General features: G+C 67.8%; 13 protein-coding genes and 3 pseudogenes. 5 read left to right on the plus strand and 11 right to left on the minus strand.

What is annotated here, in order from left to right; genetic code table 11:
- Positions 1-21 precede the first annotated feature (21 nt).
- The 4 genes from ACFZDJ_RS53015 to ACFZDJ_RS53030 all read right to left on the minus strand — a co-directional run bounded on the left by ACFZDJ_RS53015 (position 22) and on the right by ACFZDJ_RS53030 (position 3,215).
- Positions 22-150, minus strand: coding sequence for an aborycin family tricyclic lasso peptide (locus tag ACFZDJ_RS53015; RefSeq protein WP_103079660.1), 129 nt, complete (start codon positions 148-150; stop codon positions 22-24).
- A 116-nt stretch (positions 151-266) separates the two neighbouring features.
- The gene (locus ACFZDJ_RS53020; RefSeq protein WP_391070333.1) at positions 267-1,019 is read right to left on the minus strand and encodes an ABC transporter permease; all 753 of its coding nucleotides are present in this window, start codon (positions 1,017-1,019) and stop codon (positions 267-269) included.
- The gene (locus ACFZDJ_RS53025; RefSeq protein WP_391070335.1) at positions 1,012-1,935 is read right to left on the minus strand and encodes an ATP-binding cassette domain-containing protein; all 924 of its coding nucleotides are present in this window, start codon (positions 1,933-1,935) and stop codon (positions 1,012-1,014) included. Before ACFZDJ_RS53025 ends, ACFZDJ_RS53020 begins: the two co-directional genes overlap by 8 nt.
- A gap of 146 nt (positions 1,936-2,081) precedes the next feature.
- The gene (locus tag ACFZDJ_RS53030; RefSeq protein ID WP_391070337.1) at positions 2,082-3,215 is read right to left on the minus strand and encodes a histidine kinase; all 1,134 of its coding nucleotides are present in this window, start codon (positions 3,213-3,215) and stop codon (positions 2,082-2,084) included.
- A gap of 150 nt (positions 3,216-3,365) precedes the next feature.
- Here ACFZDJ_RS53030 and ACFZDJ_RS53035 point away from each other — a divergent pair, with 150 nt between their 5' ends.
- Positions 3,366-4,058 carry a LuxR C-terminal-related transcriptional regulator gene (locus ACFZDJ_RS53035; protein ID WP_390930360.1) on the plus strand — a complete coding sequence of 231 codons (693 nt, stop codon included), beginning with the start codon at positions 3,366-3,368 and terminating at the stop codon, positions 4,056-4,058.
- A 388-nt stretch (positions 4,059-4,446) separates the two neighbouring features.
- Here the strand turns inward: ACFZDJ_RS53035 and ACFZDJ_RS53040 are convergent.
- A pseudogene (locus ACFZDJ_RS53040) lies at positions 4,447-4,632 on the minus strand (transposase family protein); the annotation flags it as partial.
- Positions 4,633-5,052: 420 nt separating this feature from the next.
- Here ACFZDJ_RS53040 and ACFZDJ_RS53045 point away from each other — a divergent pair.
- Together ACFZDJ_RS53045 and ACFZDJ_RS53050 are read left to right on the plus strand one after the other, a co-directional pair.
- On the plus strand, positions 5,053-5,493 hold the full coding sequence (locus ACFZDJ_RS53045) for a VOC family protein (RefSeq protein ID WP_078644858.1): 441 nt from the start codon (positions 5,053-5,055) through the stop codon (positions 5,491-5,493).
- A gap of 192 nt (positions 5,494-5,685) precedes the next feature.
- A complete protein-coding gene (locus tag ACFZDJ_RS53050; RefSeq protein ID WP_391070339.1) occupies positions 5,686-6,960 on the plus strand; it encodes a hypothetical protein in 1,275 nt (424 codons plus the stop codon).
- Between the two features lie 458 nt (positions 6,961-7,418).
- Here the strand turns inward: ACFZDJ_RS53050 and ACFZDJ_RS53055 are convergent, their stop codons facing one another.
- Positions 7,419-7,625, minus strand: a complete 207-nt coding sequence (locus tag ACFZDJ_RS53055) for a hypothetical protein (RefSeq protein ID WP_391070347.1) — start codon at positions 7,623-7,625, stop codon at positions 7,419-7,421.
- Positions 7,626-8,231: 606 nt separating this feature from the next.
- Here ACFZDJ_RS53055 and ACFZDJ_RS53060 point away from each other — a divergent pair.
- Together ACFZDJ_RS53060 and ACFZDJ_RS53065 are read left to right on the plus strand one after the other, a co-directional pair.
- Entirely contained in the window at positions 8,232-8,504 is a 273-nt protein-coding gene (locus ACFZDJ_RS53060) for a hypothetical protein (protein ID WP_168503954.1), read from the plus strand.
- Between the two features lie 458 nt (positions 8,505-8,962).
- Positions 8,963-9,091: pseudogene (locus ACFZDJ_RS53065) on the plus strand (IS5/IS1182 family transposase); the annotation flags it as partial.
- On the opposite strand, the pseudogene ACFZDJ_RS53070 reads toward ACFZDJ_RS53065, so the two are convergent.
- The 5 genes and pseudogenes from ACFZDJ_RS53070 to ACFZDJ_RS53090 all read right to left on the minus strand — a co-directional run.
- Positions 9,051-9,554: pseudogene (locus ACFZDJ_RS53070) on the minus strand (hypothetical protein); the annotation flags it as partial. The pseudogenes ACFZDJ_RS53065 and ACFZDJ_RS53070 sit on opposite strands and share 41 nt — an antisense overlap.
- Positions 9,555-9,917: 363 nt before the next feature.
- A complete protein-coding gene (locus ACFZDJ_RS53075) occupies positions 9,918-11,345 on the minus strand; it encodes a VCBS repeat-containing protein (protein ID WP_391070341.1) in 1,428 nt (475 codons plus the stop codon).
- Positions 11,346-12,754: 1,409 nt separating this feature from the next.
- Entirely contained in the window at positions 12,755-13,432 is a 678-nt protein-coding gene (locus ACFZDJ_RS53080) for a hypothetical protein (protein WP_390930350.1), read from the minus strand.
- A 318-nt stretch (positions 13,433-13,750) separates the two neighbouring features.
- Positions 13,751-14,059: a GIY-YIG nuclease family protein gene (locus ACFZDJ_RS53085; protein ID WP_391070343.1), complete on the minus strand. Its 309-nt coding sequence runs from the start codon at positions 14,057-14,059 to the stop codon at positions 13,751-13,753.
- Positions 14,060-14,204: 145 nt separating this feature from the next.
- Positions 14,205-14,552, minus strand: a complete 348-nt coding sequence (locus ACFZDJ_RS53090) for a hypothetical protein (RefSeq protein WP_391070345.1) — start codon at positions 14,550-14,552, stop codon at positions 14,205-14,207.
- Positions 14,553-14,761 lie beyond the last annotated feature (209 nt).

Consider the following 14,761-nt stretch of genomic DNA (forward strand, 5'->3'; position numbering starts at 1 on the left):
ACGCACCGGCACCGGACGTGATCACCAGAAGCAGACGATCGCGTAGCCGCAGCCGGCGAAGTCGTTGCAGCTTCCGACGCCGAGGCACTTCGTGAGCTCCTCGAAGTCGCCGACTTCCTGGAGCATGGGGGGTTCGTAGATCGCGGACATGGGTGTCCTCCCGTATCGGATCGGTCAGGCCGACCTTGTTCGGCCTGTGATCTGCCACGGAAGTTACGGGGCGGAATGTCCCACCGGCATGGGGCAGTTGTCCCACGCCCGTCCTGTCAGCTGTCCCAACGGTGCTGGCGCACCCAGCCCCATCCGAGGGCGGCGACGGTCCAGGCGAGCAGCACCGTGAAGCCGAAGGCCGTGTGCGGGGAGCGGACGGTGAGCAGTTCGTTTCCCGCCTGGTCGGGGAAGTACCGGGCCATCTCCTTGGTCGCCCCGATGAGGGACAGGATGTGTGTCCCGGCGAGCACCATAGGCAGCAGAACGGCCAGCGGTACGACGGCGTTGCGGGCGATCGCCGCGATACCGGCCGCGAACAGGCACATCAGGGTCAGATAGACGACCGCCCCGGCCAGGGCGCGCGGGACACCGCTCGCACCGAGCGAGGAACCGTGGGACCCGAGGGCCGCCTGCGTGGCAAGATAGCCGAGGACGGTGACGGGGACGGAGACGACCACTGCCGCCAGGGCGGTGACGACCGTCTTCGCCGCGTAGAGCCGTCCGCGCCGGGGTACGGCGAGCAGGGAGACACGGATCATGCCGGACGTGTACTCGCTGGTGACGACGAGCACGCCGAACACGATCAGCGCCAACTGGCCGTAGAGGATGCCGTCGAGACCGGCCTGCTCCGGGGTGAAGTCGGAACGCAGGCTCGGGTTGTCGGACTCCAGCGCGTTCTTCGCGGACCAGCCGTCGAGGGCGGCGATGAGGACGCTGACCGCGGCGAACAGCAGCAACGAGATCTGGGTGCCGCGAATGCCGCGCAGCTTGGTGGTCTCGGCGCGGACGGCCGCGAGGGTCTCAGACATGGGTGTTCCTGCCTTCCTCACCCAGGGCGTGGCGGCCTTCTCCGATGACGTCGAGGAAGGTCTCCTCCAACGACCCGGCGTGGGTGGCGAGTTCGTCGAGCGGGAAGCCGCCCGCCGCGGCGATCCGGCTGACGTCCGCGGCCGCCATGCCCACGACGTCCAGGCCGCCGCCGGGGACGCGGCTCACGGTGGCGCCGCGACCTTCCAACTCCCTGCCGAGCCGGTCGGGTTCGGCGGTGCGGACCCGGACGTACGACCGTCCGTGGCGCTCGATGAAGTCCGACATCCCGGTGTCCGCGAGGAGCCGGCCCCGGCTGATGACGACCAGGTGATCGGCGACCAGGGCCATCTCGCTCATCACATGGCTGGAGATGAGGACGGTACGGCCCTCGGCGGCCATCGAGCGCAGCAGGTCGCGCAGCCAGCGGATGCCCTCGGTGTCCAGGCCGTTGACCGGTTCGTCGAGCACCAGCACGGGCGGGTCGCCGAGGAGCGCGGCGGCCAGGCCCAGCCGCTGGCCCATGCCGAGGGAGAAGGTGCCGGTCCGGCGCCGGGCCGCGTCCGTGAGCCCGACCGCCTCCAGGACCTCGGCGACCCGGCCGCGGGCGAACCGGTTGCTCTGGGCGAGCCAGCGCAGATGGTCGCGCGCGGTCAGGCCGCGGTGCGGGGCCGAGGTCTCCAGCAGGGCGCCGATGTGGCGGAGGGGGTAGGCCAGGTCGCCGTAGGCGTTCCCGTCGATCCGCGCGGTTCCGGCGTCGGGGCGGGTCAGGCCCAGCATCATCCGTAGGGTGGTCGACTTCCCGGCGCCGTTGGGGCCGAGGAAGCCGGTGACGGCTCCGGGCCGCACCGTGAAGGTCAGGCCGTCCACGACGGTGGCCGGCCCGTACCGCTTGGTCAGGTTCTGGACGTCAATCACGCGACGAGTCTGGCCGCGCCGGCCGCACCACACATCGGACCGGGGTCGGGACGGTGCGGGCCGGTTTCGCGGACCGGACCCATACCGGAGTATGAGACCGTTTCAGCCATATGCGGTGGGCGGGATGTATGGCGGTTGGCGTGGCACTAGTACGGCAGTGTTGCGAGGATGCGGAAGCCCGTGCCGGGGCGGGGGCCCGCCGTGAGGGTCCCGCCGTGCGCGACGGCCCGTTCCCTCATCCCGACGAGCCCCATGTCGCCGCCGGGCACGGTCGGCCGGTGCCCGGGTCCGGGGCCGTCGTCGGTGACGCCGATCGTCAGCACGCCGTCCTGCGCGGTGACGCTGACCAGGCAGCGGGTCGGGGCAGCGTGTTTGACGACGTTGGTCAGCGCCTCCTGGACGATCCGGAACGCGGTCAGCGCGACCCCGTCGGGCGGTTCCTCGGCGCAGTCGGAGCGCAGGTCGACACTGACGCCCGCCGCCTCGGCCGTATGGACCAGGGAAGGCAGGTCCGACAGTCCGGGGACCGGCTGGAGGTCCTGCTGCTGGTCGACGTGTTCTCGGCGCAGCACCCTGAGGGTGGCCCGCATGTCGCGCAGCGCCCTGCGGCTGATGTCCTCGATGACGGTGAGGGCCTCTCTGGCCTCCTCGGGGTGGGTGGCGATGACGTGGTTGGCGACCCCGGCCTTGATCGCGATCAGGCCCACGCTGTGGGTGACGACGTCGTGGATGTCCCGGGCGATCCTCATGCGTTCTTCGACCTTGGCCTGCTCGGCCGCCTGCACGATGGTCCGCCGCAGGCTCTCGCGTCGCTCCCGTACGGCCGTCCCCGCGGCCCACGTCGCCCCCAGCACCAAGAGCCCGAACAGCAGTTGCACCGCCAGGGTGCCGCCTGTGTAGTGCTGCCCGCCCGTCACCGTCAGCAGGGCCGCGCCCGCCGTGCTCGCCCCGCCGACGATCACCGCCGACCGCCCCAGCTGCTGTCGCCGTGTCGTCGCGACCAGGTACAGGGCGTAGGCGGCGGCGAGGAAGACGGCAGGGCCGAGACCGGCGGCCAGCGCCACGCAGGACGCGACGAGGACGATCGCGAACACCGGGACGGGCCACAGCCGCCGTACGGCGAGCGGCAGCGCGGTGGCGAACGAGAGCAGCGACACGGCGAGCCCACCGGGCGCACCGCCGCTGTCGGGCCGTACCAGCGTCAGTTGCGGAAGCAGGGCGAACCCGAGGGCCGCCGCCCCGTCGAGGAGGATCAGGCTTCGGCGCGAGACATCTCCCATGTCCCGAACCTATGCGCCTGATCAGCCGGACGTCCAACGCGGCCGGAACAGGACCATGACCGCCTAAGTCGGTGCGGTCCGTCCGTTTCGTCTGCTTAGGCTGTCACCGTCTTTGCAGGCGTTCAACGCTTACCACGGGGGTGCAAAGCTATGCGGATCAACCTGTTCATCCTCAGTGAGGACCCGGTGTCCCTGGCCGGACTCGAGGCGATCGTCGAACAGGACGACAGCGTCAACCTCATCGGCACAGCGGTCGACGAGTCCCACGGCCTTCGATGTCTGGAGAACAACCCGATCCGGCCCGACGTCGTACTCATCGCTGAACCACCGTCAAAACGCGCCATCTGCAGGAACGTTGCCTGGATCGTCTCCCTGTACCGCCAGGAGAAGTCACGCCCACAGATCGTCGTGGTGTCGCAGAACGACTACGACGACGTGATCGTCTCCGCCCTCCGCCTCGGCGTGAACGGCTATCTCGCGCGGATCGCGTCCCCGGAGGAACTGTTCCAGTCCCTGCACATCGTGGCCCGCGGGGGCGCCGCGTTCAGCCCGACGATCGCGGCTCGCTTCAGCAGGTTCTTCGCCACCATGCAAAGACTTCCCGAGCCGCCCGAGTTCTCCCAACTGACCAGCAGGGAGACAGAGATACTGGAACTGCTCGCGGACGGCATGAACAACCGTCAGATCGCCCGGCGCCTCTTCCTCGCAGAGAAGACCGTACGCAACTACGTCTCCCGCATCTTCGCCAAACTGGAGGTGCACGACCGGGCCGCCGCCGTACTGCGCGCACGCGACGCCGGTTTCGGTGACCAGCCCGACACCGTACTGCCCCAACACGCCTGACAACGCCAGGAGATCGGGCGCGCGGCCCCCTGGTCGGCGTGCTCGCGGTGCCGGCGACTTCATCGGCGGCCGGATCGCCGTGGAACCGGCAGCACCGGGCAGCGACCGGATCAGCAGCGTGACCCGGGTCAAGGCGGTCGGCATCGACGTCCCCAGCCATCCGGTTGCCGACACCTTCGGCCCGACGCCCGTCGAACTGTCCCGCCTCTCCTTCCACGATTCCTCGAAGTTCCGCTTCGGCCCCGGCAAGCTCACCCAGGCCATGGACGCCGAGGAGCATGAAGGCAGCCAGCCGGACGGCCTCCGTCAACAGGTTCTTCCGCTGCGCGACGTAAGGCTGACCGCCGACACCTACGCCTCGGTGTTGCCTGCACGGGGATTCCCGGCTTCATGTGTGCTGAATGCGGCCCTTCAGTGGGCAGTCGCGGAGGATCTTCCAGCTCTTCATGCGGGCGAAGGTGTGCTCGACGCGGGCACGGACCTTGCGGTGTGAGCGGTTGTGCTCCTCTTTCCAGGCCGGGAGTTCGGCCTGGCCTGGTGCACGGCGGTGCGGGATCACCATGTTGATCGTCGGGAGCCGGCTCGGCCGCCGCTTGCCGTGCAGCGGATTTCGAGCCGTGGGATCGGGCGTATTCGGCGTACGGCATGTCTGGTGCTCCACGGACGCCGAGCGCGATAGATCGGCGCCTTCGACACGTATTCGGCAGGGGGGCGCCAACGTCCACTGGCTACGGCCGCTCCTGCCGGGTATCTGGCTGAGCATGCTTGCTCTGATCCATACCTCGCGCAGCGCAGCAACCACGGTGTGGGCCTGTGTGGGAGCCATTCCCATCGTGCTGGCGGTGGGTTGGTACATCCGGATGAATCTCATCTGAGGCGCGATCCAGATTTTTCGGAGTCCGGCGGTCTGGGGATGTCGAGAACGTGCCACCGGCTCCGTCCCAGGGACATCAGCGGCCACCACCGGCCGCAGGAGGAAGAGGGAGAAACCAGCATGGCGATTCAGCGGATGGACAACGTCGGCATCGTCGTCGAGGACATGGATGCCGCCATCGCGTTCTTCGTGGAACTCGGTATGGAGCTGGAGGGCAGGGCGGAGGTCGAGGGCCTCGTCGCCGACCAGTGCACCGGACTCGACGGCGTCCGCTGTGACATCGCGATGGTCCGGACCCCGGACGGTCACAGCCGGCTCGAGCTGGCGAAGTACCGCAGCCCCGCGGTGATCAGCGCCGGGCCGCGCAACCGGCCGCACAACATTCTGGGCACGCACCGCGTCATGTTCGCCGTCGACGACATCGAGGACACCGTTGCCCGCCTGCGCCCTCATGGCGCCGAACTCGTCGGCGAGATCGCCCGGTTCGAGGACAGCTATCTGCTCTGCTACCTCCGCGGCCCGGAGGGCATCATCGTCGGACTGGCCGAGCAACTGCGCTGAGAAGGAGGAACCGAACCACTTCCATCCCGTCCGCCGTCGACCCGCACGTCTGTGGAGCGGGCGTGGTTCATGGCGTCCAGGTGGAGCGCGCCACGGCACGAACGACCTGGACGCCATGGCGGTGATCGACTCATGGCCATGACCGCTTCCAGCCGCATGTTCGGCGTGCGCTGATCTTCGGCGATCGGAGTCATGTGCAACGTGGCGGCCGGGTCGGTATCCAGGAAGACGACCTGGGCGGTCTCGGAGATCCAGGGTGGTGACGGCGCTGGCGACAAGATCGACTGGACCGCGCCCCAACTGTCAACGTTCCCACGCTCCTTCACCGCCCGGACCACCGTGGACCAGGGCTACCCGAGCCTCGACCAGATCGCCCTGGCGCAGGGTATGCAGGCCACCGTCTACGAAGCCCCCGGCCAAGGTGCCGCGCTGCGATACCAGCTCGACAGCCAGGAGAACAAGTCCGGCGTGTACGGCGGAACGGTTGTGGTCACCGGTTCGGGCGGCCGCACGGCCCGCGGATCGTTCGCCATCGTCCGGGACGCGAGCGAGGGCTACCAGGGCTGCGGCAACATCGACTGGATGCAGCGGCAGGTACTCGACTGCGCCGTGACCGTGTCGCTGCCGGCCGGCTTGCCGGAGGGCGATGGGAAGGTCACCGAGGTGGACCTGACCAGCAATGCCGGAGTCACTCACGCCTACACCGGGCTGTCCGAAGCCCCGGTGCACGTGACCTCTGACAGCGTGCTGTCGGCGACCGGCTTCGCGTTCACCCCGAGCCAAATCGACAGCTGGCACTCGCCCGTCCCGACCGTACAGCTCTCCCTGCGGGCTTCTGGCGCCGTGGGCGGGGTCAGCTCCGTACAGCTGACGAACTGGGGAAACAACGCCACCCAGTGCCAGCAGCTGTCCACCACTCCGACCGTGCAGGCGGACGGTACGGTCACCGTGCCGGTACGCGGGCTGCGGGGTCAGTTCAGCTGCCAGCTCACCGGTTTGATCATCACCGACGGTCACGGCGACCAGGCCGTCTACGGTTCATCGCTGGGCGCCCCGGACATTGATGCGACACTGACCAACATCCCTGACACCGTGTTGCCCACGGTGGACGCGGTCACAGTCACCCCGGGTACGGTCGCGGCCAACGACACCCAGACATGGATCAAGCTGACGATCGACCTGTCCGCCTCCACCGCCGGGGTGAACGGCCTCGACCTGTATCTGGTCGACGCCTCCGGGCACGCCGACTCGATTCAGTCCGGTGGTGTGTCCACCACCTTCTCAGGTCCGTTGGACGAGTACTTCACGCTGCCGCAGGGCACCGCACCCGGCACGTACACCATCGGTTTCACGCTCCAGGACCAGGGCTACAAGACCGTGAGCTACGGCCTGCCCGGCAGCGGCAGCCAGCCGATGCCCGGCGGACCGGTCACCCTCAGAGTCACCGACCCGGCAACCGCCAGGTGACTGTTCGGGACAGGCTCCGCGGCTTCACCTCTTCCGTCACGTCAGCGTGAGGGACAGGAGGGGCGATCCTGAGCAATCACGCAACAAAGTCCCGAAGTCCGCTGAGTCGCAGCAGTTCACAGCGCAGATCCGTCAGTACATGACGGGCGACCGTGACCGTGCGATCGCTGGTCGGCTGGGGGCTGCGATCCGCGAGGGCGGGGGAGGCTTGGACTGAGGGGGCCGACTCGGGAGGAAACCCCTCCTGAGTCGCCCCTTCCTGCTGTGCCCCCGGCAGGATTCGAACCTGCGACACCCGCTTGAGGAGCTTTCTCTGGGCCGGGCTGTGACCTGTGGAAACGCCAACCTTGTGGTGTCTGGCTCGGGGCAATACCCCGCCGTGGTTCTCAGGTGTTCGCGGTGTCTCCCGTGCTCATGTGTGCTGAATCCGTTCTGGCAGGGGGCTGCTGACAGCGGGGTCAGGGCGGGGCGATGCCGCCCAGCTTCCCCGACTTGGCTTCGTCGATCAGTGAGGAGAACTGGTCGGTGTTCATCTGGAGGCGCCGGCCGAAGTCGTCGGTGAGGACGATCCGGCGGTCGGCCAGGGCGCTCCCGTCGACGAAGAGCCGGGAGCAGCCGCAGTCGCGGTTCCCGCAGAACGTCGCGACGGGCTCCAGTCCGCTGATGTGACTACTTGGGAGATACCCGGCGAAGCGCGAAAGGACGCGCGCCCCGGCAGCATGCCGGGGGCGTGGCGACCGGCCTGTGTGCCGACGTGCTCCGTCGTCCGCTTCCGTTGCTTCCATTTTGAGAGAGGAGCCGGGAACCGGACAGATGTGGCATCCGACTGCGTGGAGGGAGGCCGGTGGGCGCTATGCGGCGTTGTTCCAGTCCTATGGCCCACCGTGCCACACGCCGCCCTCGGGAGGACGCGGCTTCTGCTGGGAGAGCGCGGCCCAGACGCGTTCGCCGACGCGGCGGATGGGGCGTGGTCCTCCCTGGAGTCGCACAGGCGCCGAGACCGAACAGTTGTACCGAGTTCGCCCCTCAGAGGGAAAGATCGACGTCTGTTGCCTCTACACTGCAGCTTGCGCGTCCCGGGGGGGACGGCCAGCCGTCATGACGACTGGCACCGTGACCAAGTGCGCATCACACACGCCATCTCATCTCGTGCTCGAGCATGCCAGCAGACGTCGGCGCCTATGCCTGACGGCTGTCCCGAGGCTGCTCGCAAGGGTCCGGATCGGCGCGTTCCCCCGGCTCCACACGGTCATCAGAAGGCAGAGAACGTCATGGCAGAACGGCAGTACCTCGGTCAGGGCACCAACACCTCCTGGGAGAAGTTTTGGTACGTCCTGGGCTGCGTCTACTTCGGCGCCGCCTACTTCCAGAAGGTCCCGGTGAAGAAGGCGCTGAGCGAGTACGGGCTGGTCGAGATGACCGGTGCCGAGAAGTTCTGGTACGTCATCCAGTGCATCCTCTTCGGCTCCGGCTACTTCGCGAAGGTCAGCATCAAGAAGGCGCTGTCCGAGGTACGGAACACCGGCGTAGTCCCGACGGTCTGACGACGCCCCGGGCAGCGCACGGACACGCGGGTCTCGGCCCTGGATCGCCCATAGCGGTCCTGGGCGGGGACCCGCCGTCCGCGACGAGCCCCGGCTGCTGGACAGCGCCCGTGGCGCTCCTTTCGGTTGCGCCTTAGAACAGTCACTGGCGAAGCCTTGGGCGCGCTGTCGCATCTTCGAGTTCTACAGCGGGCGGATGCGCTGTTCGAGTTCAGTAGCTGTTGTCGTTCCGATCTTGAGGGGTGTGCGTCGAACGGGATCTTGATCGGGTGATCGCAGCTGGCCAGAGCGTGAGAACAGGGCCTCTTGGCAGCTCGGGGTTGCGAAGCCAACCGAGACTCAGGAGACGCTGTTGCCGCAGTTGTACGCGCTCGCGCCGGTGGAGTTCAACCGGGCGCACTGGCGGTATCCCTCGGACATGACGGACGCGGAATGGGCCGTGGTCCGGCCGCGCCCACCTGATGCGCACCCGCCGCCTGGCCCGCGACTACGAGCGCCGCACCACCAGCGCCGAAGCGATGATCTACTGGTCGATGCTCCTGCTCCTGACCCGCCGCCCGGCCCGGCCGCGCCCGCGGCGAGAGTGAACCGGCCCGACTGAGGTTCGGCCAGCCAGCCGCCCGCGACCAGCCGTTTCGCCTTCGACCGCAGTGCCTCCACCTTGGCCGGCACCGCGTCCAGGCCGAACAAGGCGGCCATCTCCTGGCAGATCAGGGGTCCTTGGCCGAGCCGGTGCCGGTCCATGAGCGCCTCCAGGACGCGCTGGTAGTCCACCGACAGCACCGACCAGGCCGACCCCTCACGCCACATGGGCACCTGCGACTTGGGCTTGGTAGCTTTCGGCACTGCCGATCTCTCCTCAGCCTGTCCCGCGGACGGCATCGACCGCTCGGTCAGGACGTGAGCTTCGGTCTCGCCCGCCGGGGCCAGCACCTCACCGACCCGCGAGCGGGCGATGGCCCACTCCTGCCATTCCCGCTCGGCCACGGCCAGTTCGGCCCGGACGCGATCGGCTTCCTCCCGCAGCTCGTCGTCACATCGATCCCGCAGACGACCTCGCCAACGTTGTCCTACACAGCGATCGAGTCGCGTATCCCCATGAGCGGTCGAGTCGTCGCGGGGCTCCGGGTGGCCAAGTTCTCTGAGCCATCCAACGGCGACAAGCTCACAGCCATGCCCAGAACCCCTGGGTCCGCCGATCTTACGAATGACCAGCTCAGACCCGCGCTTGGAAGGTAGGACAAGCTCAGTACCCGTTCTCCGACCGCAGGCGGGACCCAGCCTGCGGACGGACCGCCTGGAGGGCACGGGACTCCGGCGCGACCAGCCCGGAGGCGCGGACCTCCGGCACGGCACCGCAAGGACACGCGGTGCGGGCCAGTGCGCAAGGGGCGGGTGGCCGACTCGTCCCGTTCAGATGACTCCGAGGAGTCCGTTGCCACCGAGGAGGGTGCTGTCCTTCTGCGGGAAGCCGACGGACGGGGCGGTGATCACGCTGCTGCCCTTGCTGGTGGGGCCGTTGGTGCCGCCCGGGAGGACCCAGACGGCGCCGGTGGCGTTGTTCTTCTCCGCGGCGCTGATGAAGAGTTCCGGTTTGCCGTCCTTGTTGATGTCGCCGACGGCCACGGTCGTGCCGAATGCGTCCTCGGTCCCGCCTGCTCCGGGGATGCCGGCGGTGTCCTGGGTGAAGGCGTAGGCGCCGCCGCCCAGGGCTCCGGTGCGGCGGCCGGGGATGACCGTCACCTGCCCGGCGTTCCTCTTGCCCGTGTCCTCCAGCGGCGAGCCGACCACGATGTCCGCCAGCCCGTCACGATTCAGGTCGGCCACCGCGAGGGCGCCGCCGAAGTTGTCCTCCTTCTCGCTGGCACCAGGAACACCGGTGGTGTTCTGGGTCAGCTGCACCGGTTTCACGTCCCGCGCGATGCCGTGCGCCGAGCCGTACCAGAGGAGCACCCGGCCGCCGGGCGCCCCGTCGGCTCCGGCGTTGTCCGGTTCGTCCGGGTCTCCGACCACGAGATCGGCGTATCCGTCGCCGTTGATGTCCCCGGTGGCCGCGATCAGGCCGTTGCCCAACTGCTGTGCGCCGCCGTAGACAGGGTCGACATACACCTCGCCGCCGCTCAGCCCGCTCAGCCGGACGGTGACGGCCACCTCGTCCGGGAAGCCGTCGTGGCCGAAATCGCCCAGCGCGACGCTTCCCACGGAAGCGGTGTCCCGGTTTTCCACGGCCTGGCCGTAGGTGCCGCGGCGGCTGAAGGGCCCCGTGAAGCGCATCGCCCCCTCGTACCCGGCGACGAGCACCTCAGTCTTCGCACCGGGGCCGGTGCTGAGCGCCGCGACGTCGAGGCCGTAGTACCTGCCGGGTGTGGTCGCCGGCAGGTCGGTGCCGGATGTCAGCCCCTTCTTGCTGCCCCACAGGACCGTCACCGTGCCGGCGTCCTCGCCCTGCGCGGTGTCCTCGTACGGGGCGGAGACCACCAGGTCCGCATAGCCGTCCCGGTTCAGGTCCGCCGTCGCGGTGGCGCCGCCGAAGCCGTCGTCCGGCTCGGCCGTACCCGGCACTCCCGCGGTGTTCTGCGTGATGGTCGCCCGTCGGGACGTCGACAGCCCCGACTTCGATCCGTAGAGCACGACCACGGCACCGGCTCCCCGCTTGCCGGCCACGTTCGCCCCCGGCGCGGGCAGCACGGCGTCGCGGTACCCGTCGCCGTTGAAGTCGCCGGGCACCGCCCCGTGCACGGCCGCCGCGGGCGTGGCCGACAGCAGCGGAGCGCCCATGACGACGGCGATCAGAAGCGCTCCCGTTCTCCAACCGCCGTGCAGGCCATGTCTGTTCACCATGAGCTGGATCCCCCTCCCCCTCGACGCACCTGGCGTGCGCCGCAGTCAGGGCATCGTACGAGGAGCCCACGAAGCGCCCCATCCTGGGCGGTCCGTGCCGGTGCCGAAGTCGCCCGTGAACCCACCGACTACGCGGCCGCCGATGAGTGGAACGAGCGGGCGCTGCTCCTTGCACAGGAACAGCGCTTCCCGGTTCGCCCACGACCTCCGCCACGGTGCCGTGACCCTCGCTCACGCGGCGCCGACCTGACGGACATCCAGGAGATGCTCGGCCACTCCTCGATCACCATCACCTCGGACACCTACACAAGCCGGCTCCCCGAGGCGGACATCCGTTCCGGCGAGGCGGGAGAGACCGTGGTGGATGGTGCTGATCCGTCACGGGAAATACCGGGGCCCAGCGGCCCGTCGGCTCACGCACCGCTCACGCATCGCTCACGCACACGGCCCCGGACGAGGAGTCCGAGGCCGAACAGAACGCCTCCCTATCGGATAAACACCAGGTCAGCGGCGTAATCCGCTGTACCCCCGGCAGGATTCGAACCTGCGACACCCGCTTTAGGAGTTCGATCACTCTGCGTTATGGCCCCAGAAGCACCGCTCTGGGATTCCGGCCATAGTCGTCGTTGCGTGCCACCGTTCAGGGTCGTTGATGTCAGCTGGTGATGTCAGCAACAGCTCGATCACGTCCCCTCGCGCTGGCTCGGGGCCAACTGAGTAGCTAGGTTCTGGTGTGGCCGTCGACTTCGGTGAGTGGGGGCGTTGGGTGCAGATCGCAGGCGTTGAGGTGTACGTGAATCACCCGGTGTTGCACCTGGGCGCGACGGACTGGGTTCCGGTCTCCCTCGATCTGGGAGACGCAGACGCCGCGAGTTGCGACACCCATGTTGCAGTCCGCGTCCGGCCTCAGACGGATCTCATCCGAGTGCGGGTCTTCCGGGAGGCCAACGGCCCCTCAGGTGCCAATCCGATGTTTGCGACTGTGTTCGACGGCCAACTCCTCCTGCCGGACGGTCGCTTGGCCGTGGGCGATGTTGAAGGACTCACCCGATTCGTGCGCCTGGTCGGGGACCGAGGAACGTGGAACGTCCGTGTGGCGGTGGATAACCCGGGTTGGGGCGCTCGTGCCATCGATGTGACCATCGGATGGCCCGGTGCCTAGCTTGACCAGCTGCCGGCGGTTGAGGCCCTGAGCGACGGCTGCAGTGCCGCGACCTCAGCTTGGGAAGCTGAGGTGATCTAGCGGCGGGAGCTCTACTGACTTGCGGCGGAGTGAAGACAGCGCTTGGTGGGCGGGCCGACTGGTTCCCCGGTGTTCCCCGTGGTTCCCCGCACGATCTGGCACGGCTCCGGCACGACCTCTTCGTCCCGAACTCTCGGCCGGTAGGTCACCGATGGTTCTCGGGCGCTCACCCTTCTGCCGGGGCGCTGTAGAGACGGCTCAACATGAGCGAGAGAGCGTTGACCGCGTCGCTACGATTCCCCACCTGCGTGCCGTAGCGCGAGACGTACGACTGCATTACGAACGCATCTTTGCGCCCCACGAGAAAAGTGTAGTAAACGTCTACCTTCCGGCCCTTCTCGTCGGTAACCTGACGACCCTCTTCCGCCACCACATCATCAAAGCCTTTCGGTGTCGGCATGTCCACGGTGTGGACGTCCTCCCATCGCACTTTAGTTTCGGCATCGCGTTCCGTTTTGCACCGTTGCGCGTCCTCGCGGGTGCGGACCATGTCGGACTGAGCGAAGATCGCCCCCTGATAGACGGTGAAGGTCGAGGAGTCGTATACCACCTCATCCGTCGATTTGACATTGCGCGCCAACACCGCAAGCGCGCCAACGGTCGGCTCGCGCACATATTTGCAATTATGATCAGCTACCCCTTCGTTCATATCCTGATCTTCGTAAGGGTTGTCCTCCGCAAAACCAGGACCCCAATCAGATGGAGTCAGCGTGACACGGCTTGCCAGATCGCGAGCCAAGAGGGACGACCCAACGCGTGGCAGGTGTTTTCCCTTCCCGCCGAACAGAGCAATCGCCAGCACGACCGTAAGCGCACCCACGGCGACGGCAACGACGATGAACACCGGAACAGCGCGCCACCGACGGCGCCGAGGCGGCAGGCTTGGCGTCGGCACTCCGTACAGGGGGCCAGGAGGCGGCCCGGGCGGTGGTTGACTGCTCACCCGCCTGATCTTCCACTCGTGTCCATCCGCCACACCGTCATGGCGACGGATCACCTGAACGACCGGAAGGACATGGTCTGCCCGCATGCACAACCGCTCGCCGCTTTAGTGCACATGCCAACAACTCGGTTCCGGCTGCGTCATCACGGCCTTCTGCAAGGCGCTTTAGTGAGCGTCTCTCAGGGCCTTTCGTGCGACATCCGGTTCCGGAGGACGAAACTAGTTCTGCTGCCCTTGGCCGAACCAATAGCCGATGATGGCGAGGGTGAGGCGGAGCGTCGATCCGTCCGCATTGCCCCGATAGTGATATCGCGCGCGCTTGCGCAGGTTCTGTGTACTGGTCCGGTTCGCCATGTGTCGCGGGGCTATTCCGACGTAGAGCAGGCGCCCGGCAGCGAGGTCTGCGAATGGAGCCTGTTCGAAGTACCACCCGTAGACCCCGGCCGCCGCCGGCACCGGGCCGGGACGCGACAAGACTTCCTGCGTCGACCGCAGCCGATCCGGTTCGGTGAGAGCAGCATGGACCACAGAGCCTCCAAGGTCGACAAAGGCTGTTGGCCGCAGGCCACTTGGCTGTCGTCCATGGGCGTCCGCGCTCGTCCGCCGCTGTTCGTCGACGTTGTCACGCAGTTGGACACACAGCGGGGGCCAACCTCTCCGCTCGCGCCGTAGATCAACCTCGCCCTTCGAGCTGGGCCATCCATGCGAAGGCGCCCGCAGTGAGAGCAGCCCGTGATCCGGTCCGCCAGCGGTCAGTGATATCGGTCCAGCCGTGAAGCACCGCGCTCTGGGCACCGTCCTCGGATGCCTGGTCGTAGAAGAGGCTGAACTTGAAGACCCTGCCGTCGGCGGAGATGACCTGCCCGTCCTCGTGGTCTGGGCCCTCTTGCAGGAGATCGACGACAACCGTCCGGTCTGGGTCGAGCTCCTGGCCCTTCAACAGCTCTCGCAACCTGCGCCAGAGGTCGTACTCGCTGGTCCGTAGGAGATCGGTGTACTGAACGACGATGCTTGACACCATGAACCTCACGATCGGTCCCGGCGTCGACGAAGGGAAGTAGCGGGCGGCATCGGTAACTGCTGGCGCCCACCTGGCCCCCGGTTCTGGTCGCAGGCGGGCCAACGGCCGTGACGGCTAGGGGGTGTCCGATGGGTCGTGTGACGCCGTGCCCAGAAGCTCGTTCCCTGAGACATGGGGCGGGGGGACCTTTCGGATGAAGAGTGGGCTCG

Origin of the sequence: Streptomyces sp. NPDC007896 (assembly GCF_042959425.1) — a bacterium.
GTDB lineage: Bacteria > Actinomycetota > Actinomycetes > Streptomycetales > Streptomycetaceae > Streptomyces.

Excerpts from the sequence above, each read along its gene's own strand:
- ACFZDJ_RS53015 (WP_103079660.1), bottom strand. The coding sequence starts at position 150 with ATGTCCGCGATCTACGAACCCCCCATGCTCCAGGAAGTCGGCGACTTC.
- ACFZDJ_RS53020 (WP_391070333.1), bottom strand. The coding sequence starts at position 1,019 with ATGTCTGAGACCCTCGCGGCCGTCCGCGCCGAGACCACCAAGCTGCGC.
- ACFZDJ_RS53030 (WP_391070337.1), bottom strand. The coding sequence starts at position 3,215 with ATGGGAGATGTCTCGCGCCGAAGCCTGATCCTCCTCGACGGGGCGGCG.
- ACFZDJ_RS53035 (WP_390930360.1), top strand. The coding sequence starts at position 3,366 with ATGCGGATCAACCTGTTCATCCTCAGTGAGGACCCGGTGTCCCTGGCC.
- ACFZDJ_RS53045 (WP_078644858.1), top strand. The coding sequence starts at position 5,053 with ATGGCGATTCAGCGGATGGACAACGTCGGCATCGTCGTCGAGGACATG.
- ACFZDJ_RS53050 (WP_391070339.1), top strand. The coding sequence starts at position 5,686 with ATGTGCAACGTGGCGGCCGGGTCGGTATCCAGGAAGACGACCTGGGCG.
- ACFZDJ_RS53060 (WP_168503954.1), top strand. The coding sequence starts at position 8,232 with ATGGCAGAACGGCAGTACCTCGGTCAGGGCACCAACACCTCCTGGGAG.
- ACFZDJ_RS53075 (WP_391070341.1), bottom strand. The coding sequence starts at position 11,345 with ATGGTGAACAGACATGGCCTGCACGGCGGTTGGAGAACGGGAGCGCTT.
- ACFZDJ_RS53090 (WP_391070345.1), bottom strand. The coding sequence starts at position 14,552 with ATGGTGTCAAGCATCGTCGTTCAGTACACCGATCTCCTACGGACCAGC.